22 protein-coding genes are annotated in these 25093 nt (G+C 29.6%); 10 read left to right on the top strand and 12 right to left on the bottom strand.

Translation table 11 applies throughout. The features are described from left to right. Nucleotides 1-5: 5 nt before the first annotated feature. The 3 genes from ACN5J5_RS11105 to ACN5J5_RS11095 are packed head-to-tail and all read right to left on the bottom strand — an operon-like array spanning nucleotide 6 to nucleotide 3222. Nucleotides 6-1520, bottom strand: a complete 1515-nt coding sequence (locus tag ACN5J5_RS11105; protein ID WP_418644961.1) for a bifunctional metallophosphatase/5'-nucleotidase — start codon at nucleotides 1518-1520, stop codon at nucleotides 6-8. A gap of 33 nt (nucleotides 1521-1553) precedes the next feature. Further along, complete coding sequence (locus tag ACN5J5_RS11100) at nucleotides 1554-2360, bottom strand: putative zinc-binding metallopeptidase (RefSeq protein WP_418644960.1); 807 nt, start codon at nucleotides 2358-2360, stop codon at nucleotides 1554-1556. A gap of 4 nt (nucleotides 2361-2364) precedes the next feature. Then, nucleotides 2365-3222: a hydroxymethylglutaryl-CoA lyase gene (locus ACN5J5_RS11095; RefSeq protein ID WP_418644959.1), complete on the bottom strand. Its 858-nt coding sequence runs from the start codon at nucleotides 3220-3222 to the stop codon at nucleotides 2365-2367. 188 nt (nucleotides 3223-3410) lie between these two features. Here ACN5J5_RS11095 and ACN5J5_RS11090 point away from each other — a divergent pair, with 188 nt between their 5' ends. The 3 genes from ACN5J5_RS11090 to ACN5J5_RS11080 are packed head-to-tail and all read left to right on the top strand — an operon-like array spanning nucleotide 3411 to nucleotide 5557. After that, nucleotides 3411-3977 (top strand): RNA polymerase sigma factor, encoded by a 567-nt coding sequence (locus ACN5J5_RS11090; RefSeq protein WP_418646547.1) that lies wholly within the window; start codon nucleotides 3411-3413, stop codon nucleotides 3975-3977. Continuing rightward, entirely contained in the window at nucleotides 3967-4497 is a 531-nt protein-coding gene (locus ACN5J5_RS11085; protein WP_418644958.1) for a hypothetical protein, read from the top strand. The genes ACN5J5_RS11090 and ACN5J5_RS11085 overlap by 11 nt, the downstream gene beginning before the upstream one ends. Then, a complete protein-coding gene (locus ACN5J5_RS11080) occupies nucleotides 4481-5557 on the top strand; it encodes a hypothetical protein (RefSeq protein WP_418644957.1) in 1077 nt (358 codons plus the stop codon). The genes ACN5J5_RS11085 and ACN5J5_RS11080 overlap by 17 nt, the downstream gene beginning before the upstream one ends. On the opposite strand, the gene ACN5J5_RS11075 is transcribed toward ACN5J5_RS11080, so the two are convergent. Further along, nucleotides 5554-6204, bottom strand: coding sequence for a lysoplasmalogenase family protein (locus ACN5J5_RS11075; protein ID WP_418644956.1), 651 nt, complete (start codon nucleotides 6202-6204; stop codon nucleotides 5554-5556). The genes ACN5J5_RS11080 and ACN5J5_RS11075 overlap by 4 nt on opposite strands. Before the next feature lie 37 nt (nucleotides 6205-6241). Here ACN5J5_RS11075 and ACN5J5_RS11070 point away from each other — a divergent pair, with 37 nt between their 5' ends. Beyond that, nucleotides 6242-6970, top strand: coding sequence for a head GIN domain-containing protein (locus ACN5J5_RS11070; RefSeq protein ID WP_418644955.1), 729 nt, complete (start codon nucleotides 6242-6244; stop codon nucleotides 6968-6970). A gap of 72 nt (nucleotides 6971-7042) precedes the next feature. Here ACN5J5_RS11070 and ACN5J5_RS11065 read toward each other — a convergent pair whose 3' ends face one another. Continuing rightward, on the bottom strand, nucleotides 7043-9679 hold the full coding sequence (locus ACN5J5_RS11065; protein ID WP_418644954.1) for a valine--tRNA ligase: 2637 nt from the start codon (nucleotides 9677-9679) through the stop codon (nucleotides 7043-7045). Between the two features lie 183 nt (nucleotides 9680-9862). Here ACN5J5_RS11065 and ACN5J5_RS11060 point away from each other — a divergent pair, with 183 nt between their 5' ends. Continuing rightward, on the top strand, nucleotides 9863-10255 hold the full coding sequence (locus ACN5J5_RS11060; RefSeq protein WP_418644953.1) for a DUF1573 domain-containing protein: 393 nt from the start codon (nucleotides 9863-9865) through the stop codon (nucleotides 10253-10255). A gap of 51 nt (nucleotides 10256-10306) precedes the next feature. Here the strand turns inward: ACN5J5_RS11060 and ACN5J5_RS11055 are convergent, their stop codons facing one another. From ACN5J5_RS11055 to ACN5J5_RS11030, 6 genes are read right to left on the bottom strand one after another with little or no spacing between them, the layout of a single operon-like run. After that, entirely contained in the window at nucleotides 10307-11638 is a 1332-nt protein-coding gene (locus tag ACN5J5_RS11055) for a DUF58 domain-containing protein (RefSeq protein WP_418646546.1), read from the bottom strand. A 2-nt stretch (nucleotides 11639-11640) separates the two neighbouring features. Next, complete coding sequence (locus ACN5J5_RS11050) at nucleotides 11641-12645, bottom strand: AAA family ATPase (protein ID WP_418644952.1); 1005 nt, start codon at nucleotides 12643-12645, stop codon at nucleotides 11641-11643. Between the two features lie 12 nt (nucleotides 12646-12657). Beyond that, complete coding sequence (locus tag ACN5J5_RS11045; RefSeq protein WP_418644951.1) at nucleotides 12658-13878, bottom strand: DUF4350 domain-containing protein; 1221 nt, start codon at nucleotides 13876-13878, stop codon at nucleotides 12658-12660. Nucleotides 13879-13882: 4 nt separating this feature from the next. Further along, complete coding sequence (locus tag ACN5J5_RS11040) at nucleotides 13883-14614, bottom strand: DUF4129 domain-containing protein (RefSeq protein WP_418644950.1); 732 nt, start codon at nucleotides 14612-14614, stop codon at nucleotides 13883-13885. Between the two features lie 7 nt (nucleotides 14615-14621). Then, nucleotides 14622-15473 (bottom strand): hypothetical protein, encoded by an 852-nt coding sequence (locus ACN5J5_RS11035; RefSeq protein WP_418644949.1) that lies wholly within the window; start codon nucleotides 15471-15473, stop codon nucleotides 14622-14624. Beyond that, a complete protein-coding gene (locus ACN5J5_RS11030; RefSeq protein ID WP_418644948.1) occupies nucleotides 15466-16443 on the bottom strand; it encodes a stage II sporulation protein M in 978 nt (325 codons plus the stop codon). The genes ACN5J5_RS11035 and ACN5J5_RS11030 overlap by 8 nt, the downstream gene beginning before the upstream one ends. Before the next feature lie 118 nt (nucleotides 16444-16561). Between ACN5J5_RS11030 and ACN5J5_RS11025 the strand changes: the two genes are divergently transcribed. Both ACN5J5_RS11025 and ACN5J5_RS11020 read left to right on the top strand, forming a co-directional pair. After that, a complete protein-coding gene (locus ACN5J5_RS11025; RefSeq protein ID WP_418644947.1) occupies nucleotides 16562-17278 on the top strand; it encodes an RDD family protein in 717 nt (238 codons plus the stop codon). 269 nt (nucleotides 17279-17547) lie between these two features. Beyond that, nucleotides 17548-20526 (top strand): DEAD/DEAH box helicase, encoded by a 2979-nt coding sequence (locus tag ACN5J5_RS11020; RefSeq protein ID WP_418644946.1) that lies wholly within the window; start codon nucleotides 17548-17550, stop codon nucleotides 20524-20526. A gap of 191 nt (nucleotides 20527-20717) precedes the next feature. Here the strand turns inward: ACN5J5_RS11020 and rocD are convergent, their stop codons facing one another. Further along, entirely contained in the window at nucleotides 20718-21962 is a 1245-nt protein-coding gene (gene rocD, locus ACN5J5_RS11015) for an ornithine--oxo-acid transaminase (RefSeq protein WP_418644945.1), read from the bottom strand. A gap of 375 nt (nucleotides 21963-22337) precedes the next feature. Here rocD and ACN5J5_RS11010 point away from each other — a divergent pair, with 375 nt between their 5' ends. The 3 genes from ACN5J5_RS11010 to rlmD all read left to right on the top strand — a co-directional run bounded on the left by ACN5J5_RS11010 (nucleotide 22338) and on the right by rlmD (nucleotide 25088). Continuing rightward, nucleotides 22338-22817 carry a hypothetical protein gene (locus ACN5J5_RS11010; RefSeq protein WP_418644944.1) on the top strand — a complete coding sequence of 160 codons (480 nt, stop codon included), beginning with the start codon at nucleotides 22338-22340 and terminating at the stop codon, nucleotides 22815-22817. Nucleotides 22818-22835: 18 nt separating this feature from the next. Beyond that, nucleotides 22836-23531, top strand: a complete 696-nt coding sequence (locus ACN5J5_RS11005) for an OmpA family protein (RefSeq protein ID WP_418644943.1) — start codon at nucleotides 22836-22838, stop codon at nucleotides 23529-23531. Between the two features lie 105 nt (nucleotides 23532-23636). After that, nucleotides 23637-25088 (top strand): 23S rRNA (uracil(1939)-C(5))-methyltransferase RlmD, encoded by a 1452-nt coding sequence (rlmD, locus tag ACN5J5_RS11000; protein ID WP_418644942.1) that lies wholly within the window; start codon nucleotides 23637-23639, stop codon nucleotides 25086-25088. Nucleotides 25089-25093 lie beyond the last annotated feature (5 nt).

Below are 25093 nucleotides of genomic sequence, written 5' to 3'. Positions count from 1 at the left end.
AAACATTATTGATTTTTAAGGTAAGTTATAACCGCCTTACGGATATCAAAACTTAGCTCTTTTGATGATTCTGGTTTGTAAACAGTAATAACTGCTGGATTTTTAGCTGATAAAATAGGTATATCAAGTCCTCTAAGTAAATAATCAGAAAAGGCAACTTTATAAACTTTATCATTTACAATAGGTTTGCTTTTAACTAGCCACTCACCTGCTACTTTACTTGCGTTGTAACGTTGTAAATACGCTCCTGTACCAGCAGATTTATGTCCAAATTCTAAAACATCTTTTAATAAATTCCCTTTTATATCAACCTTTAAAATAGCACCTCCATAGGGTAAAACTCTAAATATATCAACCATATTTACATCACCTGCAAGTTCATCGTCAATACGAACAGAACCTCCGTTAACAATAGCGCAATCAACAGTATTATCATACGCAAAACTCATTGCTTTTGTAATAATTTCGCCCATATTGGTTTGCATACTTCTTATAGATGATTCTTTTGCATCTAAAGGTGTTTTAGCTTTAAAAATTACTTGGTACGGGTTTTTTACAATATCCTGAATTTTTGTTTTTAGTACTTTTTGCCATTTATCAACAATTAATGCTACTTTTTTATCAGCAATTATTTGATCATTAATTTCTTTTAATTCTGATTTTAACTGTACTTTTTTAGTTTTTAAATCGTATTCAAACCGATGAATATATGCCGTTTTCGCATTAGCATCTGCTTTAGCAATAACCGTTTCTCCTACTTTATCATAACTATTAGCATGCTCGTGCCCTCCCATTATTAAAGGCACGTTAGGCAGCAATTCTGCTACTTTTTTATCTTGAGTTAACGATAAGTGTGTTAACCCAATTACAAGATCTACTTTATCTTTAATTTCGTTATACGATCTTTTAATTTCCTGATACATATCTCCGTAGTACACGTAACTTTTAGGATTTGAAGGAATGCATACACTTATAAAACCAACTTTTAGTTTTGTGCCATCTGGATTATCAAATTCTTTAATATAAGCGTCTTTTAAAGAAACTTTTGTACCATTAACAACTTTATGAAAATGCTTTTTTGTACCATTTTGATTATGCAATACGTTTGCTGAAATCCAATCGAAGTTACTTTCATTTAATCGCTCTTGTAAATTTGTATAACTTAAATCAAATTCGTGATTACCAAAAGCTACTAAATCAAAATTCATGGCATTCATTACTTCTACCATTTGTTTACCTCTTACTCTGGCTCCATTAACTTTCATGGTACCAAGTAAAGAGGGATTTAAAAAATCGCCTGCTAAAACCAGCATGGTATTTTTTTCTTCTTTTAATAAATTTTGATGTACAGTCGCTACTCTAGCCATCCCTCCAAACTTACCTCCTTGAATAGGTGCTATTTCATAAACATCGTTTAATTGAAGTATATTAAAGTATGTTTTATCTGTATTTTTTTGTGGTTTACAACTAGTTACAAAAATAGCTAGTGCAATTAAGAATAAATATGTAATTTGTTTCATTGAGCCTTTTTTAACGACACAAATTTACATATTCTAATGAAGATATTTACGTGTATTACGTCTAATGATTTTTCGGTACTCTACAAGCTCAGGAAATTGATAAAAAAAGTTTATTTTTTTTTGAGCAATAGTTCTCGGTTTTCTAACCTTACCTCTTAATACAAAGGCGGTCCAGCTTTCAACAATATCCTCTTCAGGGCTTTCAACTGCATAATCAGTAATAAATTCAGTATCATTATTAACATATAACAAATCGTATTTTTTCTTTACACAATTTGCTTCTGTAAAACAATAATCTCTTTGAATAACATCCCAACTATCTAATAAAGCTCCTTTCCAAAATAAGTTAACAAATCTATTTATATAACTATTTTTATAAGCTTCACCTTCAAGCGTTAAATACAATTCACCTTCTTGCTGTTTGCTTTTATTTGTTGGTCTTATTTGAGTTTTATTTAAGGTTAATAAATGCCCAAATTCATGAACCATGGTGTAAATAGATTCATGTAACCTTTTTTTATTTCGAGTTTTAAGATTTACATCTCTAATATCAATCTCTAGCATCCATCTGTCATTTCTAGAGTTTAAAGAAACAAGTGCTCCTGTTTTTTCATCAATACCATCAGTCATTAAAAGAATTCTTTTAATATATTTTCTGGTTAATTCTTTAGGAAAAATTTCATAAAATTCTTCCCAATAATCATTGGCTATATCGTTTTTATTAGAGTTGTTTTTTATTAAAACACCATTTTGAATTTGCCATACACCTATCCTCTCATCAGCTTGAGATTGACAGTATATAGAGGCTAATAAAAAAAAAACAATAATTTTAAACTTCATAATTTTAAAAAACTTCAAGTGCTTTGTTGTAAGCACTTTCAAAACTCATTGGTTTTATATTTGTTGTTACTTTTTGCGCTGTAAAATATGACAATAACTTTTCAGTTGGCATATTACCCGTTAATTCATCTTTTGCCATTGGGCAACCTCCATAGCCTTTAATTGCTCCATCAAAACGATGGCAACCAGCTTTAAATGCGCTATCTACTTTTTCGTGCCATTTTGTTGGTGTTGTATGTAAATGTGCACCAAACTCAATTTGCGGGTAACTTGGTATTAAGTTAGAAAACAGATAATCAATATCTTTTGGGGTTGATGTACCAACGGTATCTGATAAAGATAATATTTTAACACCTAAATTAGATAGTTTTTCTGTCCATTCTCCAACAATATCAACATTCCAAGGATCTCCATACGGATTTCCAAAACCCATTGATAAATATGCTACCACTTCTTTATTCGTTCTGCTTGCAATCGCTAAAACTTCTTTTAATGTATCAATTGATTGCTCAATCGTTTTATGCGTATTACGCATTTGAAAATTTTCTGATATCGAAAAAGGATATCCTAAATAATTAATTTCTTCAAACTGAGAGGCATCATTTGCACCTCTTACATTTGCTACTATAGCTAACAACTTACTTCTGGTTGTTGATAAATCTAATTTTGATAAAACCTCGGCAGTATCTCTCATTTGAGGAATTGCTTTCGGCGATACAAAACTTCCAAAATCTATAGTATCAAAACCTACTTTTAAAAGTGAATTAATATATTTTGCCTTTGCTTCTGTAGAAATAAAATGACTTTTAATTCCTTGCATTGCATCACGTGGGCATTCTATAATTTTTATACTGTCAATCATTATGCCAAATATACATCTTTTGATTTGTTTTTTTTCGGCTGATTTATTTTTATAATGTTAAAAAATAGCTACCTATAATACAGATAGTTACCTATATTATTGTACATTTTATGAATAAAATTATACTTTTATCAACTAAAACTGTCACAAATTAAAAGTTAATTTGTCATTAGTATAGAATGATTTCTTTGGAGTCTAAAAAAACACATATCAACCAACTAATTGAACGCTGCAAAAAAGGCGATAGCAATGCACAAATGCAAATATACAATGGCTATTATAAAGCCATGTATAATACTGCATATCGCATTTTAAAAGATGAATTTGAAGCTGAAGATATAATGCAAGAAGCTTTTTTAACTGCTTTTACAAAGTTAAATAGTTTTAAAGGTGAAGTTGCTTTTGGAGCATGGTTAAAAAAAATTGTAGTAAATAAAAGTCTTACGCAGTTAAAAAAAAATAACCGCTACGATGAAGTTAAAATGGAAGTAATTCCTAATTACGAAATCGAAGAAACCGAAATTGACTATAACACGTTAAACGTACAACAGGTTATAGAAAGTTTAAATGAGCTAAAAGAAAATTATCGAGTGGTTTTAACTTTAAATTTAATTGAAGGATATGATTATGAAGAAATTTCGCAAATTTTAAATTATACAAACGAAAATGTGCGAACAACAATATCAAGAGCAAAAAAGAAATTAAAGCAAGTATTACTTGCCAATACCAATAAAACAGAAATTTATGGACGATAAACTACATCAGTTTTTTGAAGAAAATGATTTCGATCTTTTAGAGCCGCATTCAGGCCATTTAGATCGTTTTCAAAGAAAGCTTCAACAACAAAAAAAAAATAGGAAACCTCCCATTTTTTGGATGAGTATTGCCGCATCTATTGTACTTGTTTTAGGTTTTTACCTTGGTAATTATCAACAACAAAAAACCTACGATTTAGCCGATGTTTCACCTAAAATGGCCGAAACTCAAAGCTTTTTTGTTACAACAATAAATCAAGAATTAAAAGAGGTTGAACGATATCGAAATATTGAAACCGAAAGAGTTATTGAAGATTCTTTAGATGAAATAGAAAACTTAGAAGACAGCTACAAATCACTCATTAATGAATTAGCAAAAAAAGAAAATAAGCGTCAGGTAATTCAAAAAATGATTAACAATTACCAAAAAAGATTAAAAGTACTAGATAAACTATTAGTACAATTAGATCAACAAAAAAATATTACAAAATTAGAACTTTTAGATGATGAAATTATATAAAATTATATTCCTTTTCTTAGTATTACCAAGCATAATGGTAGCTAACGATAAAAAGAAACACGAAAAAAGTAAAACCATTAGTAAAAATTTTACGGTAGCTAAAAATGCAACTTTATATATTAGTAATAAATATGGTGATGTTAACGTAACTACATGGGACAAAAATCGTATTGAAATTAACGTTAAAATTACTGTAAAAGGGAATGATATTGATAATGTTGATAAAAAATTAAACGCAATTAATGTATTGTTTGAAGCCTCAAATAACTTAGTTGAAGCCCGAACTAAAATTGGTAAAACAAAATCTAACTGGACCTGGTTTGGCAATGATAATATTAATTATAAAATAAATTATTTTATAAAAATGCCACGAACTAATAATGCCGATTTAAACAACGAATATGGTACTATTGAACTAGATAAACTTGAAGGTAAAGCTAACTTAAATTGTGATTATGGAAATATAATTATTGATGCGTTACTTAACGATTCGAATACTATAAAATTAGATTATTGTGGTGGATCTGAGATTGATTATATTAAATCAGGAAACATAAATATTGATTACTCTAAAATTGATATTAAAAAAACTGAAGATTTAAATATCAGTGCTGATTATTCAACTGTAAAAGTAAAAACTGCCAATAATGTAAAATTTAATAGCGATTATGGAAGTATCACTGTAAACGAAGCAACAAATATTACAGGAAATTCTGATTATGCTGGTATAAAAATAGGAACACTAAGAAAAAACTTAAAAATTAACACCGAATTTGGTAGCGTTAAAGTTTTTAAAGTTTTAAAAGGTTTTGAAAACATAACTATAGATGGTAGCTACGCAGGTATTAAAATAGGTACTATTAATGATAATAGTTTTAATTTTACTGCCGATTTAGGCTATGCTGGGTTTAATTATCCTGAAAATAAAGTTGAGTTTTTTAAAAGCATCAAAAAGAATACAAACAAATATTACGAAGGCTTTTTTGGCAAAGAAAATAGCAATTCAACAATTAGTATAAAATCAAGATACGGCGGAGTTTCTTTCAATATTAAAGATTAATTTCTATCCTCAATAACTGAAAAACAAATTAAATAGCGAGCAACATAATAAATAGTTGTATAACCTAATACAAAAAATAAATTATACTCTAAATACTTATTATATACTATAAAAAAATCGCCTGCACTAATCATAAAAACACCTAATAAAAAAAATAAATTTTTCTTATTATTATTTTTTAAAAAATTAAAATAAGCGATACTTATTAAACTAATGTTGCAAAAACATATTACAAAAAGAATATTTAACATGTTTTTTAAATGTGGTGAAAACATATATAAAATAACTCCAAAAATAACAAAACCAGGTATTAGGTAAATAAGTAATGAACTTAATTTTATTTTGGCAATTTTCTTTCTTAAAAATATAAAGTATAATATTCTATTAATCAAAACCAAAACAACTCCTTGCATTAAAAAATCAGGATCGTAAACAAAAAAAGAATCGGCCGCAATAGAGGTCATTAAAATTAAAATATACCAAAAATCTATTTTTTTAGAGATACCTATATACATAAACGCCAAAACAACTAATGCTGTTATTTTAAGATTCATTTCTGCCAAAGAACTGCCTGCATCTATAAAAAATAAAGAAGCAAAACATGCTACTATGTATGCTACGGTATAAATATTAAATTTTGACTCCATATAAAGTAAATATAATTAATTCAAATAAATAAACAACATGAAAAAACAAATTCTTATAATCGCTTTAATTTTAACTTCTTTTACAATTAACGCTCAAAGCTGGTGGAATTCTAAAAAAATTAAAGGTAACGGAAAAGTTATTACTAAAACAAGAACGATCAGTTCTTTTGAAAAAGTAAACATTGGTGGATCTTTTAATGTAAATCTTGTTGATGGTAATGTTGGCACAATAACTCTTAAAGGAGAGGAAAACATATTACCCTATATTGAAACTGAAGTAAAAAACGGAAAGTTAAAAGTTCAGTTTAAAGAAAATACGAATATAAAAACTACTCAAAACTTAACAATTACCATTCCTTTTAAAAGCATCAACGCGATTTCTTTGGGAGGATCTGGTAATGTAATTGTTAAAAAAAATATTAAAACAGACAATGTTTCTTTTAATATTGGTGGTTCTGGTAATATTACCGCTAATGTTAACTCTAATACCGTAAAAACTTCTATTGGAGGCTCTGGTAACATTAAATTAAATGGTGAAACTGATCATTTAAAATGTTCAATTGCAGGTTCTGGTAATTTAAAAGCATATAACTTAGATGCTAATTCTGTTAAAGCTAGTATTGCGGGTTCTGGTAATATTCAAACAACAGTTAACTCAAATATAAAAGCAAGTATTGTCGGTTCTGGAAGTGTTCATTATAAAGGAGCTCCTAAACATATTGACACTAATTCTGTTGGTTCTGGCGATGTAATTGACAAAAATTAATTTAACTATTTTTCATAAAAAAATCCGTAACAAGAGTTACGGATTTTTTTGTACTATTTATTAACTAAAAATTTATTGCAAACTAGCTAAACTAGATTTTATAGTTTCAATTTTTGCAATTGTATCACTCTCTTTTTTACGTTCTATAGTAATTACTTGCGCTGGTGCATTGCTTACAAAACGTTCGTTTGATAATTTCTTTTGAATACCAAATAAGAAACCTTCTGCTCTTTTTAACTCTGCTTCTAATTTTTTAGTTTCAGCTTCAATATCAATATTTTCTACAGCTACAGGAATAAAATATTCGTTAGATTTTACTCTAAACGAAGCTCCTTCTACTTTTTCTGAAACGTAGTTTATAACAGATGTGTTTGTTAATTTTTGCACAACTACATCAAAATCTTTAGTAAAATTTTCATTATTTAATACTGATAATTCTACCGCATCTTTAAACGAAATGTTTTTATCTTTTCTAATAGTTCTAATACCAGAAACAACGTTGGTTGCAAACTCAAACTGACTAATAATAGCCGTATTAACTTCTTTAAGCTCTGGATATTTAGCGATTATTAACGCTTCCTCTGGTGTTCTTTCTGCAATATATTGCCAAATTTCTTCTGATAAAAAAGGCATAAATGGATGCAATACTTTTAAATTATCTTCAAAAATTGCAATCACAGCATCAAATGTTTTTTTATCAATTGGTTGCTGATAAGCTGGTTTAACTGTTTCTAATAACCATGAAGAAAAATCGTCCATAATTAATTTATAGATAGCCATTAAAGCATCTGATAAACGATATTTAGAAAAATGATCTTCAACTTCTGCTAATACTGTTTGAAACTTAGCATTGTACCATTCTAATCCTATTTTTGCAGCTTCTGGCTGTGCTAAAGTAGCATCTACTTGCCAACCTTTTACCAAACGGAAAGCATTCCATATTTTATTAGAAAATCCTTTTCCTTGCTGACATAAATCTTCATCAAACATTAAATCATTACCCGCTGCTGCACTTAACAACAAACCAACTCTAACGCCATCTGCTCCATAATCTTCAATTAATTTTAAAGCATCTGGTGAGTTCCCTAACGATTTAGACATTTTTCTACGCTGTTTATCGCGTACCAAACCTGTTAAATAAACATTTTTAAAAGGTTTTTCGTCTTTGTATTCATATCCTGCAATAATCATACGTGCTACCCAGAAAAATAAAATATCTGGTCCGGTAACTAAATCGTTTGTAGGATAGTAATATTTAATTTCTTCATTCTCTGGATTGTTAATTCCGTCAAAAACACTCATTGGCCATAGCCAAGAAGAAAACCAAGTATCTAAAGCATCTTCATCTTGTCTTAAGTCAGACGCCGACAGCGAATTATTCTTTGTTTTTTCTTGAGCTAATTTAACAGCCTCTTCTCTACTCTCTGCAACTACAAAATCTTCTTTTCCGTCTCCATAAAAATATGCCGGAATTTGTTGTCCCCACCATAATTGACGCGAAATATTCCAATCGCGAATATTCTCCATCCAGTGACGGTAGGTGTTTTCAAATTTCTTCGGATATAAATTAATATCAGTATCATCACCTAAAACCGCCTCAATAGCTGGTTTTACCAAATCTTCCATCTTTAAAAACCATTGATCTGATAATCTTGGCTCTATAACCGCTTTGGTTCTTTCAGATGTACCTACTTTATTGGTATGAACTTCTGTTTTAATTAAAATTCCTTTTTCTTCTAATTCTTTTACTACTTCTTTACGAGCTACAAAACGATCTTTCCCTTCGTAATGTAATCCAAAAGAGTTTAATGAAGCATCATCATTAAAAATGTCAATTACTTCTAATTTGTGTTTATCACCCAGAACTTTATCATTTTCATCGTGTGCAGGTGTTACTTTTAAACATCCCGTTCCGAACTCTACATCAACATATTCATCTTCAATAATCGGAATAACTCTTCCGCAAAGCGGCACTATTGCTTTTTTACCTTTTAAATGTGTAAAACGCTCGTCATTAGGGTTGATACAAATTGCGGTATCTCCAAAAATAGTTTCAGGACGTGTTGTTGCAATGGTTAATTTATCTTCCGATCCTTCAATTTGATATTCTAAATAATAAAGGTTTCCTTGCTTTTCTACATGAATTACTTCTTCATCAGACAATGTTGTTTTAGCTTCCGGATCCCAATTTACCATTCTATAACCACGGTAAATTAATCCTTTGTTATATAAATCAACAAAAACTTTAATTACAGATTCCGATAATTTAGGATCCATAGTAAAAGCAGTACGTTCCCAATCACAAGAAGCTCCTAACTTTTTTAGTTGATCTAAAATAATTCCACCATATTCATTTTTCCATTCCCACGCATGTGCTAAAAATTCTTCACGTGTTAAATCGTTTTTATCAATTCCTTGCTCTTTTAATTTAGCAACAACCTTAGCTTCAGTAGCAATTGATGCATGATCGGTACCAGGCACCCAACAAGCGTTTTTACCTTGTAAACGTGCACGACGAATTAACACATCTTGAATTGTGTTATTTAACATGTGCCCCATGTGTAAAACTCCCGTTACATTTGGTGGCGGAATTACAATAGTATAAGGCTCTCTATCATCTACTTCCGAATGAAAATAATTGTGTTTCATCCAATAGTCATACCACTTCCCTTCTACTTCGTTCGAATTATATTTTGATGGAATATTCATCTGTATTTATTTCTTTTATAACCAAATAGTTACGATTTTAACTTTTTGGCATTGTTTTTGAATTCAATAAGCAAAAATACAACTATCTCTGAGGTACAGAAAATAAGACGTTGTTTTTTTATAACTTAAAAATTAACACTAAATTTGTAAAGGTTTAATCCCTTAAATTTAATTTTATCAATTATGAAAACAATTTTATCAATCATTGCTGTTTGTTTTATTTCATTAACAGTTAACGCTCAAGAATTTAAATTTGAAACTGAAACTATTAACTACGGAAAAATAGCTTTAGGATCTGAAGGAAAACGTACTTTTGAATTTACAAATGTAGGAGATGCTCCTTTAATTATTAAAGATATTAAATCTACTTGTGGATGTACGGTTCCTAAAAAACCTGAAGCACCAATTATGCCAGGTCAAAAAGGACAAATTGAAGTTTCTTACGATACTAAAAAACCAGGAGGTTTTTCTAAAGCAATTACTGTAATTTCTAATGCTAAAAAATCTAGAAAAATGCTTAAGATTAAAGGTTATATCGCTAAAAAAGAAAAAAGTACAATGAGTGATAGTGAATAATAATCACTTTTTAACTTCATAAAAAAAAGCAACCAAATTTGGTTGCTTTTTTTATATCATTCCTTTTGCTTTAAACTCCAGGTATTTATTTATCACATTTACCGATAATTGTTGTGGTTTGGTTAAAATAGCATGGATACTGTTTCGCTCTAACTCTTTTACTATTAAACGTTTTTCAAACGCATATTTCTCAGCAATTGTTTTATGATAAATACTCTGTAAATCTTCTGATTTTTCGGTTATCAAACTATCTAACGCTGTATTTTCAAAAAAAACAGTAACTAGTAAGTGTTTTTTAGCAATTGCTTTTAAAAATGGTAATTGTCGTTTTAAAGCTGAAATGTGCTCAAAATTTGTATATAAAATAATTAAACTTCGTTGATTTATTTTTCTTTTAATCGTTGCATATAATAGTGCAAAATTAGCATCGGTAAAATTGGTTGTAATATTATATAGTTCTTCGTTAATTACCGATAGGTTTGTTTTTTTATTACTTGCAGCAATAATTTTTTCTACATTTTTAGAAAACGTTAGCATACCTGCTTTATCATTTTTTAACAAGGCTATATTTGAAAAAGCTAAAGCCGAATTTATAGCATAATCTAACAAACTTAATCCTTTAAAAGGCATTTTCATAACACGCCCTAAATCGATAACTGAATAAATTGGTTGTGATTTCTCATCCTGATATTGGTTTACCATCAAGGCGCCTCTTTTAGCGGTTGCTTTCCAATTTACGTTACGAACATCATCACCTGGAATGTAATTTTTAATCTGTTCAAACTCCATTGTTTGACCAATTCGTCTGATTTTTTTCATTCCGAATTCCGTCAAATTATTGTGCATTGCCAAGAATTCGTACTTTTTCATTTGAATATACGACGGATACACTTTTACACTCTTGCCATCAGAAAAAGTATATCTTCTCGAAAATAATTGCAATACTGATGAGACAAAAACATGTAAATTTCCGAAATTATAAGCACCTCTTTCTACTGGACGAACACTATAGGTAAAAGTTGATTTTTCGGCAGATTGAAGCGAGGTTTTGTAATCAAAATCTCTTTTTTGAAATTGTGCAGGTAATTCATCTATTACATCAATAAAAACTTGAAATGGATACTTGTTTTCTAACGTAATTGCGATTTCATTGTCATCAGAATTTGATAATTTATCTGACACAATTCGTTTTGATGAAAATCCGTTTTTAAATCGATATAGAATAAGTAAATCGATACACATCGTTAAAACAAATAACCCAACCAATAACCACGCTATATTGTATATAATTGGAAACCAAAACGACACTAAAAATAATGCCGATAACACGCTTATATAACTAAAAAAGCGGTTGTGGATGTATATGGATTTTAAAAACTGAATCACTATCTTGGTACTTCTACAGATTGCACAATCATTTCGATAACCCTATCTGTCGTCATTCCTTCCATTTCGCGTTCTGGAGTTAACATTATTCGATGACGTAAAACTGGGTAAATACTCTTTTTTACATCTTCAGGAATCACAAAATCACGTCCGTTAATTGCTGCAAATGCTTTTGATGCCATTAATACCGCAATACTTGCTCTTGGAGAACCTCCTAAATATAAATGTGCATTATTACGAGTATTTGATATTAACTGGGCAATGTATTTTATAATTTTTTCTTCTACCAACACCTCAAAAACCTTACTTCTGTATTCTAACAAATCAGCTTCGGTTAAAACAGCTTCAATTTTAGATTGTGGCAAAGCACCTTTTCTATCGTTATGTGCTGTAATTATTTTAATTTCCTCTTCTAAATTCGGATATCCAACGTTTATTTTGAATAAAAAACGGTCTAATTGTGCTTCTGGCAATGCGTAAGTTCCCTCTTGTTCTATCGGATTTTGAGTTGCCAAAACCATAAATGGCGGATTCATTTTATATCGAGTTCCATCCATCGTAATTTGTTTTTCTTCCATCACCTCAAACAAAGCCGCTTGCGTTTTTGCAGGCGCCCTGTTAATCTCATCAATCAATACAACATTAGAAAAAATGGGTCCTTTTTTAAATTCGAAATCTGATGTTTTCATATTTAAAATAGATGTTCCTAAAACATCCGAAGGCATTAAATCGGGTGTAAACTGAATTCTACTAAAATCGGTAGCAATGGTTTTTGCTAATAACTTTGCAGTAACTGTTTTTGCAACTCCTGGTACACCTTCAATTAACACATGTCCATCTGCTAACAACGAAACCAATAATAGTTCTACAAACTCTTCTTGACCAACAATTACTTTCGCTAACTGTTCTTTTATCTTAACAACTGCTTCTTTTAATTTTGATAAATCTATTCTGTTTGAAAATAGTTCGTCTCCTTCTGTTGTTGGATTATTTTCTGTATTCATACTTTTATTTTTTTATGCTTTAAAAGCTTCAATTTCCTTGTTTAAACTTACTAATTCTTCCTCTGAAATAGTATTTTTTAATTTTATTTGCGATATTTTTTCAAACAACTCCGTTACTTTTTCAATAGAATTACCACTTCTGTTTGCTAATTTTTCATAAAAACTAGCATCAATTTTTAAGGTTGATAACCGATGATGGATTCTTATATATTCTAAAAAGTAATTTATTTTATGAGTTGCTATATTTTTATGATCTGATTTTTCGTAATACATATTCGCAATAGTACGAGTAAATGCTAAGGTTTGATTTTTTAAAGGTGTAATTACAGGAATTAATCGTTGATTTCTTTTTCCTTTAAAAATCACAAAAAACAAGACACCTATTAATGCGATGTAATATGCCCATTTTAAATGCTTAGAACTTAAAATATAATACATTGGTGAAGATATACCGCTTTTTCCTGTTTTATAATAAGCGTCCCAAAGTATAGTTGAGTTATCACTAAAATTCGTGTATTGTTTTTCTGATTTGTTGCTTAAATATGATAATACACTTGCTACATACTCATAATTTTTATTTAAAAGCATGTTGTAATTAGTAAACGCTTCTGGAAATGTATGTAAATAAAAAGCGCCTTTACCAAAATTGGTTTTAATAAAATTAGGTTTACGACTTACAATAGAATCATTTTCGTTTTTAATAAGTAATTCTCCTAAAACAGTAGTTTTTAAAGTATCTATTTCAGAAAAATAAGCTTTTGCAAAATCTCTATCAAAATAATATTCGCTAGTGTTTAAGTTTTTGTTTACTAATTTTTGATATGCTTTTTCTTCAAAAGCTGTAGTACTTAAACGTTTAGATTTTACACCTAAAGTGTCAATATTTACTCCGTTTGATGCAATAAAAACATTGTTTCCTCTTTTTACAAATTTTAACAACTCATTAAATTCTTCTTTTCCAAAATTTAATTGTCCATCAACAAAAAAATAAGTTCCTTTATTTGTTGAATCTTTTAAAAATAAATACGGAGCTTGGTAAACGTCTCTCATTCCTTTTTCTGAAAAAAACGTAGTCATTTCTTTGTGTAATACATAAGTTCCGTACGGAATTTTATGTTTTGCATCATAACTAGGAAACCAATTAATTTCTTTTGGTTTTATCGACTCAACATACGCGATGCCAAGTATTATAAACACTAATAAACCAATATATATTTTTAGTTTTTTATCCAAAGTATTAAATTTTAGCAATTACTTTTTTAAAGTTTGCTTCTGCTTGTAAAAATTTTTCTTTATCAATTAAAAACTCACCATACCAAACGTAATCGTATAAATGTGTTAACTTTTTAAACTCTTTATTTAAAACCTTATTTAATGCTAATTCTTTTATATAATCTTCGTTCGTTTTTTCTTGTTGCCAAGAAATCAACTCTTTTTCTGATAAGTTTTTAAGCACTAATAAATAGTAATATCTGGTTGCTAATTTGTAATTTTCTTCGGCAATGGCTTGTTTTATTAGCTTTGATAAATCGCGTTCTTTTATCAACATTTCTTCATCTGATAAATTTACAATCGATTTTGCTGTTTTGCCTTCTAAAATATTTCGTGCGTTTACTTTTAAAAAGAATTTAATGATAAAAAAGAATACTAAACCTGCAATTATATAAGGTAATACGCCTAAAACTATTTTTAAAAAACCTACTGCTGGCGAAATATCATCAAAAATATAAGAAAGTACTTTTTTTATAGTGCGTTTAAACCAATTCCAAGCCTTTTCTATAATTGTTGGTTCGCGTTTTTCTACAATATAAATAAACTCATCTTGCGCTTTATATTTTTCTATTTTTTTCGAATCAAACTTTTTTTGTTCAATAAAAGAATCGTCAAAAAACACTTCTTTCTTTGATGTTTGAGAAAACATCGAAAAAGAAAAAAACAAGAACGTTATGTATAAAAGTAAGTTTTTCAAAATATTATTATTCACCTAAACTATCAATAGTTTCAATGGTTCCTGTTAAGTTTTTTTGTTCGTTAATATCAAAATATAAAAATACATTGGTTACTAAAGTTATTGAGTAAAACATAAACTGACCAACGATAGATACTAAATTTAAAAACAAATAAATAGGATCGCTAAACAAACCAAATACAGCTGTAGGATCTTCGCTATTCATTCCTATTCCCATTTGTACAAGTTGATAAACAAGTGCTGGTATTTGAAAAACATAGCCTAATACACCTACTAAAAGAGCAACTACAAATAAAACTCCGAATGTTTCAAAAAAGTGTCCGCTAATAAAACTAAAACATCTACCAATAGTACTGGTTGCTGATTCGTTTTCGAAAACTAATATCGAAGCTCCCAAAGACAAAACTGTCCAAGTATAAAATATCGGAAAAACACATAACATTACACTTATAAAAATTATAATTCCTGATAAAAATCCGAAACCGGTAAACGACCAAAATCTTTCTCTTACACCTATTCTAATTTCTTCTTGGTTTACTCTTCCTTTATTATTTATATATGATTTTATATAGTGCATTCCTGCTAAATTGATAAATATAAAAGCAACTAAGTAAGCTACCATCATTATTAAAGCCGAACTAAGCATACCTACAACTCCACTAACATCTTCAGACATTAATGACGACATAGACATCATATAATAAACCATTGCCGCGACTGCTATTAAAATAGGAATTGCTGCTGTTTTTAATATCGTTAAAAAAAATTGTTTTCCTTCTAATCGAATAAATTTAAAAGCATCAGTAATAATGGCTCCTAAATCTCTTTCTTTTTTAAATTCGATGTATTCTTTATTCATAAGTTGGTTGATTGATAATTGATTTTTTATGTAGTTGAATTGGGTATATTACGTAGTAAAATATAATAATTGCTAAGGATAACGCAATGATGAAAATTGCCAACCAATCTGGCATTTCGGTATGTCTGGTTACAAAACCTTCTAAAAAACCGGCGATGATAAAAAACGGAATCGTACTAACCATTATTTTTAATCCGTCTTTCATACTCCGTTTAAAAGATTCTAATCGCGAATAAGTTTTCGGAAACAACAATCCGTTACCTAAAACTAAACCTGCACAACCTGCAATTACAATAACTGATATTTCTATGGTACCGTGAATCCAAATAGTTCTAGACGATTCCCAAAGCAAACCTTTATCATAAAAAAAATATAAAAATGAGCCCAACATTATTCCGTTTTGCATCATAATATATAAAGTTCCTACAGAAAACAACATCCCTAAAACAAAAGCATACATGGCAACTTTAATATTATTTATGGTAATACCTATAAACATATTAACCTCATTGGCTTTTTTATATACTGCCATCGGATCGCCCTTTTCAATATTTTCTAAGGTCATATTTACATAACTATCTCCCAAAATAAGACGCACAAAATCAACATCATTTGCAGATGAAAAAGCGCCTACCAAGCTAAAAAAAGCAAATACAATAAAGGCAATTAATAATTGTTTTTGATGTGTATAAAACAGTAGCGGAAACTCCGTTTTAAAAAAACTAATAAATCTATTTTTACTTTCTTTTTTAGTTTTATATATTTTTTGATGCGCAATTGAGGCTATCGAATTTAAATACACCAAAGTATTTCCTTTCGGATAAAAGATTTTTGCGTAACTTAAATCATCTGTAAGTTCAACATATAAGTCAGACAATTTATCTGGAGAAAGCGTTGTTTTTTTATACAACGTATCTTCAAACAATTGCCATTTTTCTTTGTTTTTTTTTACAAAAGCAGCTTCTCTCATTCAGAAAAAAAATTACAGCAAATTTTACAAGAAACTTCTCTAATCATAGAATATTTTTATCTTCGCTAAACTAAAAAAAGTTAGAAGAACTATCAATAAAAAAATGAAAAACTAATTAATGGATAACTTTCAAATTGAAACAGCTCAAAATATTTCAATCAAACAAAATGTAGCACACATCACTACTCGTATTGGTTCTTATTTAATTGATATTTTATTTATCATTGGTTATTATATCATCATATTTTTTATAATGGGTATGTTAGATATAGCACCAAGTATGGAATATATGAGTTTGTATGTTCTTTTGGCTTTACCCGTTTTTTTTTATAGTTTACTTTTTGAAGTTTTAATGAATGGGCAAACACCTGGTAAATATTTTAATCAAACCAGAGTTGTAAAAATTGATGGTTCTAAACCAACTTTTGGTAGCTATTTAATTCGTTGGTTATTGCGTATTATCGATTTTAGTTTGGCAGGTGGATCGGTTGCTGTTTTAACCATTCTTTTAAACGGAAAAGGGCAACGATTAGGCGATTTAGCTGCAAGTACAACTGTTATTTCTGAAAAGAAAAAAATTACCTTAAAAGATACTATTGCAAATGATATTCTTGATAATTATACACCAATATATTCACAAGTAACTCTTTTAACCGACAATGATATTCATACCATTAGAAAAGTATATCATGATGCTCGAAAAAAAAGAAATCATCAAGTAATAGTAAAGCTCAGCAAAAAAGTGAAAGAGATAACCAACATTACTACTGAGCAAACTCCAATGGATTTTATAGACACAGTAATTAAAGATTATCATTATTACGCGCAGCAGTAAATAACTTTTTATTATTAAATACATTTGTTGTTAGGTCGGGCGTAGTTAAGACTTCTATTTAAAGAGCCTCAAAATTCTTAACTGCAACAGAGCTGATAAATTTTATGTTTCTCTGTTTTCAAATCGCTTTTGCTATTTCACTAAATACGAATCAGTTAAAAAATTGCTGCTTTTGGTTAATAAAAAGACTTTAAAAAATCAATTTAAAGACTTCTAATATTCTATTTTCGCTTTCTTTATTATTACAAAATCTGGACTTCTTCATAAGTATGAAAAACGAAAAAAACTGGTTACAATATTATAAAAACAGCTTATCTGATAGCGAAAATTTAGCTATTGACATTGCTAAAATCAAGAATTTATTTCATCAAAACTCTTCCGATTTAAGCAATGCACTTATCAACTCAAAACAAGCAAATGAATTGTTAGATGTTGAAGAAAGAAGAATTAACAGATTAAAAGGAATTACCAAAAAAGACAATACCAATTGGCACAAGGTTGAAGAAACTAAAATACTTATTTCTCCTTTTCATTTAGAGTATCAAACAAATAACTCCGCTTATAAACAACGTGCTATTCATCCTTTTTGGATTACAGCTGTGGTAAATAGATCAGGGCAATTATCGGCTCCAAAAGAACTATTTCCGTTAATAGTTCGCAATTATTTAACACCGATTGCCGATGTAAAAAACGATTTTATATTTTCGGCTATTGATACTATTTTAAATGCCAAAGAGATTGAAACTCCTGAGCCAGAAAATGAAGATGAAACGGTACCTTGGAATGAATATTGGGATTATATAAACGAGGTTTTTACCGAAATTACAAATCATAATATATACAGTTATCAAACAGAAAATTACAACACACAATATCAACTCACCTATTTTGCGATAAGTTCAAAAATATCTACGGCTAAGAGTATTTTATTTTTGTACGAAAACTTATTAAAAAACACCGAAGAGTTACCTGTTTTATCAAAAATAATCAATCCTTTTATTAAAAACAGAATAGAAGCTGTTACCGATGCCGGATTTTTAACTAACAATCATTTGCATTTAGGTCAAATGTCTAACGAGTTTCCGTTATCAATCAGTCAACGTAAAACATTATTATCTTATTTAACTGCCGAAGAAAACGCTGTTACTGCTGTAAATGGTCCTCCAGGAACCGGAAAAACAACTTTATTACAAAGTTTAGTAGCAACCGAATTTGTAAAAGCGGCCATAAAAGGAGAAGATGCTCCAATAATTTTAGCCTGCTCAAACAACAATCAAGCAGTTACTAATATTATTGATAGTTTTATCAATTCTGAAAGCTCTATGGGCGATTTAGCCCAACGCTGGATTCCTGATTTTAATGGTTACGCAACGTATTTACCTTCAAATTCTAAAAATGTAAAAGCCTTAAAAAACATCAATTATTTAAAAGGAAATATGTTTGGTAACGAAGGTACTTTGTGCGATTTAGAAGATGAAAAATACGTGTATGAAGCCGAATATTATTTTTTAACCAATTATTGTAATTATTTTAATGCCGAAACAAATTCGTTAGAAGATGTTTGCGATGATTTGCAAGATGAAATCATCACCATTCAAAACACATTAATAGACGGTGTTGAGTTCTCAAGCAACTACATTAATTCTATAAATTATATTAATAACATTCTCTTAAACGAAGCTGATTTTATTAAAAAAGATGCTTTTAAAATTGGAACTCTTAAAGAATGGAGAACAATTATTACCAATCTTAAATCGGCAGTTAAAAACGCTGATTTTAAAACTCAGGTTAAAAAATATTTTAAAGTTACTTCTGATAATACTACAGATACGAACAATTGTATTTTTAAAATTCCTGATGCTGTTTTTTCTTCTGATGATAAAACAATTGCGTTTATAAAAGAATGTCTAACTAATTTAAACCTTGCTTTACAGGCCAATTTAAAATTAAAAAATTGGAAATCTGAACATAAAATTACAGGTTTTCCTTTTGTCTCAGAAACACAAATGTGGAATAATGAGTACGAAAAAATAAACTCTAACAATACCACTCAGCGTTTTTTTTATGACGAGTTAGATATGGAATTACGTCATAAAGCTTTTTTACTTTCCGTTCATTACTGGGAAGCTCGTTGGTTATTAGCAACAAAAGATGCTCTTGAAAATGATACCGAAAAAGGAACAGGAGAAAATGCTATTAAAGCCAAATGGAAAAGAAGAGCCATGTTAACACCTTGTTTTGTGGCTACTTTTTATATGGCTCCGAGTCATTTTTTATACAGTCAATTTCAAGGAGAAAACGAAAACGGAAAACCAATTTTCGAGTACCTTCCGTTGTATAATTTTTTAGACCTTTTAATTATTGATGAAGCCGGTCAAGTAACACCCGAAGTTAGTATTCCCGTATTTTCATTAGCTCAAAAAGCCTTTGTAATTGGCGATTTAAAGCAAATTGAACCTATTTGGTCTATTCCTAAAAAAATTGATCTTGGTAACTTAACAAACCTACAAATTCTTCTAAATGAAAACGATGAAAATCATTTAAACAAAATAGGTTTTTTAGCATCCAACGGTAGTATCATGAAAATGGCACAAAATGCTTGTGAGTTCGAAACACCATTAGCAGAGCAAAAAGAACAAGGTTTAGTTTTGTTAGAACACAGAAGATGCAACGATGAAATTATTAATTTTTGCAACGAATTAGCATATAACGGAATTTTAAAACCAATGAAAGGAAAAGCCAAAGACACACAAGTTTTTCCGTCAATGATGGCATATCATGTAGAAGGATTTAGCGAACGCAAATTTAATAGCCGCTGTAATATTAACGAAGTAAAAGCCATTATTTCGTGGTTACAACAAAATAAAGAAGCCATACAAAAAGCCTATAATGTTGAAGAAATTGAAAGCGTTTTAGGTATAATTACACCATTTGCCAGTCAAAAAGGAGAATTATCTAAAGCTTTAACCGAAGCCGGACTAAAAGTGAACAATATAAAACTAGGTACTGTACATGCCTTGCAAGGTGCCGAACGAAACATTATTTTATTCAGTTCTGTCTATACAAACCAAGATGAAGGCACCCTATTTTTCGAAAAAGATAACAAGCCAAACATGCTAAATGTTGCCGTTTCTAGAGCCAAAGAAAGTTTTATTTTATTTGGCGATACTCGAATTTTTGACGAAACTAAAAACACACCTTCCGGGATTTTAAAAAAACATTTAAATATTTACGAAACAGTTAAATAATATTTTTATTCGAAGCTATTTCCCGCTTTCCGCACTCGCTCTCTGCGAGGAGCTCAAACAAATGCTACAATCGGGGCTAAGTTATTTTATGTATTATTCGCCATCACAAAAAACAGGCTATTTAAAAAAGTACAAAACAAAAAAGGAACGATTAAAATCGTTCCTTTTTTTTATCTATTAAATTTTAAAAATTACTTTTTAAAATCAGAAATTGTTTTCTTTATAATTGAAATACAATCCATTAATTGCGATTCATTCATTACTAAAGGCGGTGCAAAACGGATAATGTTTCCGTGTGTTGGTTTTGCTAACAACCCGTTATCACGTAATTTCATACAAATATCCCAAGCTGTAGAGCTTTCTTCTGTATCATTAATTAAAACAGCATTTAACAACCCTTTTCCTCTAACAGATAAAACTAAATCAGTTGTTTTAGCAAATTCAGCTAATTCAGCTCTAAAAATTTGTCCTAATTTTTCAGCGTTTTTTGCTAAACTTTCCTCTTGCACAACTTCTAAAGCAGCCATTGCAACAGCTGCAGCAATAGGATTTCCACCAAAAGTAGAACCGTGATTTCCTGGCTTAATAACATTCATAATAGCATCATTTGCTAATACTCCAGAAACCGGATAAGCACCTCCACTTAATGCTTTTCCTAAAATTAAAATATCCGGATTTACATTTTCATGATCTACGGCTAACATTTTACCAGTACGAGCAATTCCTGTTTGTACTTCATCTGCAATAAATAATACATTATGTTTTTCACACAATGCTTTTGCTGCTGCTAAATATCCTTCAGAAGGCACATAAACTCCTGCTTCTCCTTGAATTGGCTCTACCAAGAAACCAGCAATATTTTTATCACTTTCTAAAGCTTCTTCTAAAGCTTTTAAATTGTTGTATTCAATTTTAATAAATCCATTAGTGTAAGGCCCAAAATTTTTGCGCGCCACAGGATCATTAGAAAAAGAAATAATTGTAGTAGTACGACCATGAAAATTATTTTCACAAACCACAATTTGTGCATCATTTTCATTAATTCCTTTTACCTCATAAGCCCATTTTCTACATAATTTCAAAGCAGTTTCTACAGCTTCAGCACCAGTATTCATTGGTAATAATTTATCGAAACCAAAAAGTTCAGTTGCAAATTTTTCGTACTTCCCTAACATGTCATTATAAAATGCACGAGAAGTTAAAGTTAATGTTTGCGCTTGATTTACCATTGCTCCAACAATTTTCGGATGACAATGACCTTGATTTACTGCTGAATATGCTGATAAAAAATCGTAATATTTTTTACCTTCAACATCCCACACATATACACCTTCACCTTTACTTAATACTACTGGTAACGGGTGGTAATTGTGAGCACCATGTTTGTTCTCTAATTCAATCGCTTGTTGCGAAGTTAATTGGTCTAAAACAGCCATTTTAAAATAATTTTTAATTCATAAAAAACTATTCCTGTTCTACCTTTATTCTTTCAATAGTTTCTTTCTATTTAATTTAGAAAAAACACTGAAAAAGCAGCGTGGGAAAGAAATCATCCCTAAAAAGTGTTGCAATTTACTAAATATAAAACAGCTTTAAAAACCTTATTTTAATATTTTAAAGAAACAAAATAAGCCTCTTTTTATTTTGTTTAATTTTTAAATAAACTAATTACAACGCTAAAAAAGTTGTACATTTATTACATCTTTATAGTGACTTTTTAACATTTGCGTGTCTAAAAGCAATAGAGATCTAAATCAGGTATTTAACCATCGTTTACATTATTCTCACTAAAACTAATTTTAATTTTTATTATGAAAAAAATCTTATTACTTACCTGTTTTTTAACCGCTTTTATTGCGTGTAAATCTACTTCTTCAGTAGTTAACACTAAATTAGACGGCAAAACTGAACGAACTATTAAAGGGAATTGGACTATTACTTCGGTAAATTTTCCTGGAGATAATTATTTAAAAGTTACCTCTTTTAATTTAGGAGATTCTAAATGTTTTATTGGTAGCAACTGGAACTTTATTTCGAACAACAATAAAGGACAAATGGCTATAAACAATCCTAAAACATCGTGTAAAGAATTTAGTTCACCAATTACTTGGTATATAAATAAAGAAGGAAACTTTGTTTTAAAAATTATTAACGATCATAAGTCAAAAGAAGTTAATTATGGTTTTGTTTTAGATATAAATCAAGTTACCGAAAACAGCTTTAATTTGGTTGATGAAATTAATGTTGCAGGCGAATTAAAAAAAATAACATATTCATTTCAAAGACAATAATCATTTAAAAAAAACACAATGAAAAAAACAATAATTTATAGTTTATCATTTTTATTTTTAACCGCTAGCATACTTACCTCTTGTAGCTCTATTAAAAATGCCAACAATACTCAAAAAGGTGCTACCATAGGTACTGCAGCAGGTGCTATTTTAGGAGCCGTTATTGGTAATAATGTAGGTAGCGGTAAAAATTCTGAATTAGGAGCCGTCTTAGGTGGTGTTATTGGTGGTGTTGCTGGTGGTGTTATTGGTAATAACATGGACAAGCAAGCTCGTGAAATTAAAGAAGCGCTACCAGGTGCAGAAGTAGAAAGAGTTGGAGAAGGGATTATGCTTACCTTAGGAGAAAATGCAGTTAGATTTAGCACCAACAAATCTAGCTTAACAACAACAGCTAAAGCAAATTTAAATAAATTAGTTCCTGTTTTTAAAGATTACAAAAACACTAACATTGTTATATACGGATATACAGACAGTACTGGTAAAGTTGAATACAATCAAACGCTTTCTGCTAAAAGAGCAAGTGCTGTAAAAAGTTATTTAACTAGTAAAGGTATAAATGTTGGTAGAATAGAAACCAAAGGTTTAGGTATAAAAGATCCAATTGCTTCTAACGAAACTGCAGAAGGTAGAAGTAAAAATAGACGTGTAGAATTTGCTATTGTTGCGAACGAACAAATGGTTGAAGAAGCTAAGAAGAAAGCTGGTCAATAATTTAAATAATATTTTATAAAAAAAGCTACTCAAAATGAGTAGCTTTTTTTATGTCAACAAACCATATCTTTTCATAATTTTGCAATCCATAAATTATATTTTACAATGCCACGTAGAGAACGAAACAAATTTGTTAAAAGAAATCAAATTTTAGAATTAAAAATTGAAGATTATGCCTTTGGCGGAAAAGGAATTGCACGAATTCATTCTGATGAAGGAAGCTTTGTTGTTTTTGTTCCAAATACTTTGCCTGGTCAATTGGTAAAAGCTCAGATTAAAAAATCGAGTAAAAAATATGCCGAAGCAAAATTAATTGATGTAATTCAACCTTCAGAAAATGAAGTTGAAGTTCCGTTTCAAGACATTCCCGGTGCTCCATACATTCAATTACCGATTGATTTACAACATCAATATAAAAAAGAAAGTACATTATCATTATTTAAACGCATTGGTAAAGTTGAAAATATTACTGATTTATTTGATGAATTTATCACCTCTCCAAACGTATTTCATTACCGAAATAAGATGGAATACGGATTTTCTGCAATTGGCTACGATAGAATAAACAAAATAGATGCTGATTTTTTCACCTTAGGATTTAAACGTCGTGGTGTTTGGTGGATGGGTGATAATTTAGATAAAGATTCTGGTTTATTTGACGCACAAGTTGAAGATAATTTAAAGATAATTCGCGAGTATTGTGAAAAAACAGGTTTATCGCCTTGGCACGGACCTAAAAGAGAAGGTTTTTTCAGGTATTTTGTAGTCAGAAAATCATATAAAACCGATGAGTTGTTATTTAACTTAGTAACCACTTCTTACGATTTACCTAAATTTGATTTACAAGCCTTTGCAAACTTGTTAAAAGACATTTTTGGCAACCGTTTAGCGGGTTTATTACACACCATAAATGACGAGGTTGGCGATAGAACTATGGCTACCTCTGGAAGCATTGAACTTGTTACAGGAAAAGATAAAATTGTAGAAGAATTATTAGGTTTAAACTTTGAAATAAGCATGAAAAGCTTTTTTCAAACCAATCCAAAATCGGCAGAAAAACTATACACTAAAGTTATTGATTACGCTCTAGAAAACAAAGAAGCTGTTGACAATACTGTCGTTATGGATTTATTTTGTGGTACCGGTACAATTGGGCAAATTTTAGCTTCACGAAGTGAAAATGCAAAAATAGTTGGGGTTGATATTGTAGCTTCTGCTATTGAAGATGCAAAAAAGAATGCCAAACGAAATAATATTGAAGGTTTACAGTTTTATGCTGCAGATGTTGGTAAGTTTTTAAACGAACATCCGCAATATCAAAATAAAATTAGAACCATTATTTTAGATCCAGCTCGTGCTGGTATTGCTCCGAAAACATTAAAAAAGATTATCAATCTAAATGCTGAAAGAATGGTATATGTTTCTTGTAACCCAGCCACACAAGCTCGTGATACCGAAGAATTGATAAACAATGGTTATAAACTAAAAAAGATTAGTTTAGTTGATCAATTTCCACATACAGCACATATAGAAACTGTTGTTTTATTTGAAAAATAAAAAGT

The sequence above is a fragment of the Tenacibaculum insulae genome (assembly GCF_964512435.1).
Taxonomy (GTDB): domain Bacteria; phylum Bacteroidota; class Bacteroidia; order Flavobacteriales; family Flavobacteriaceae; genus Polaribacter; species Polaribacter insulae_A.
This window is presented reverse-complemented; position numbering and strand designations above follow the sequence as displayed.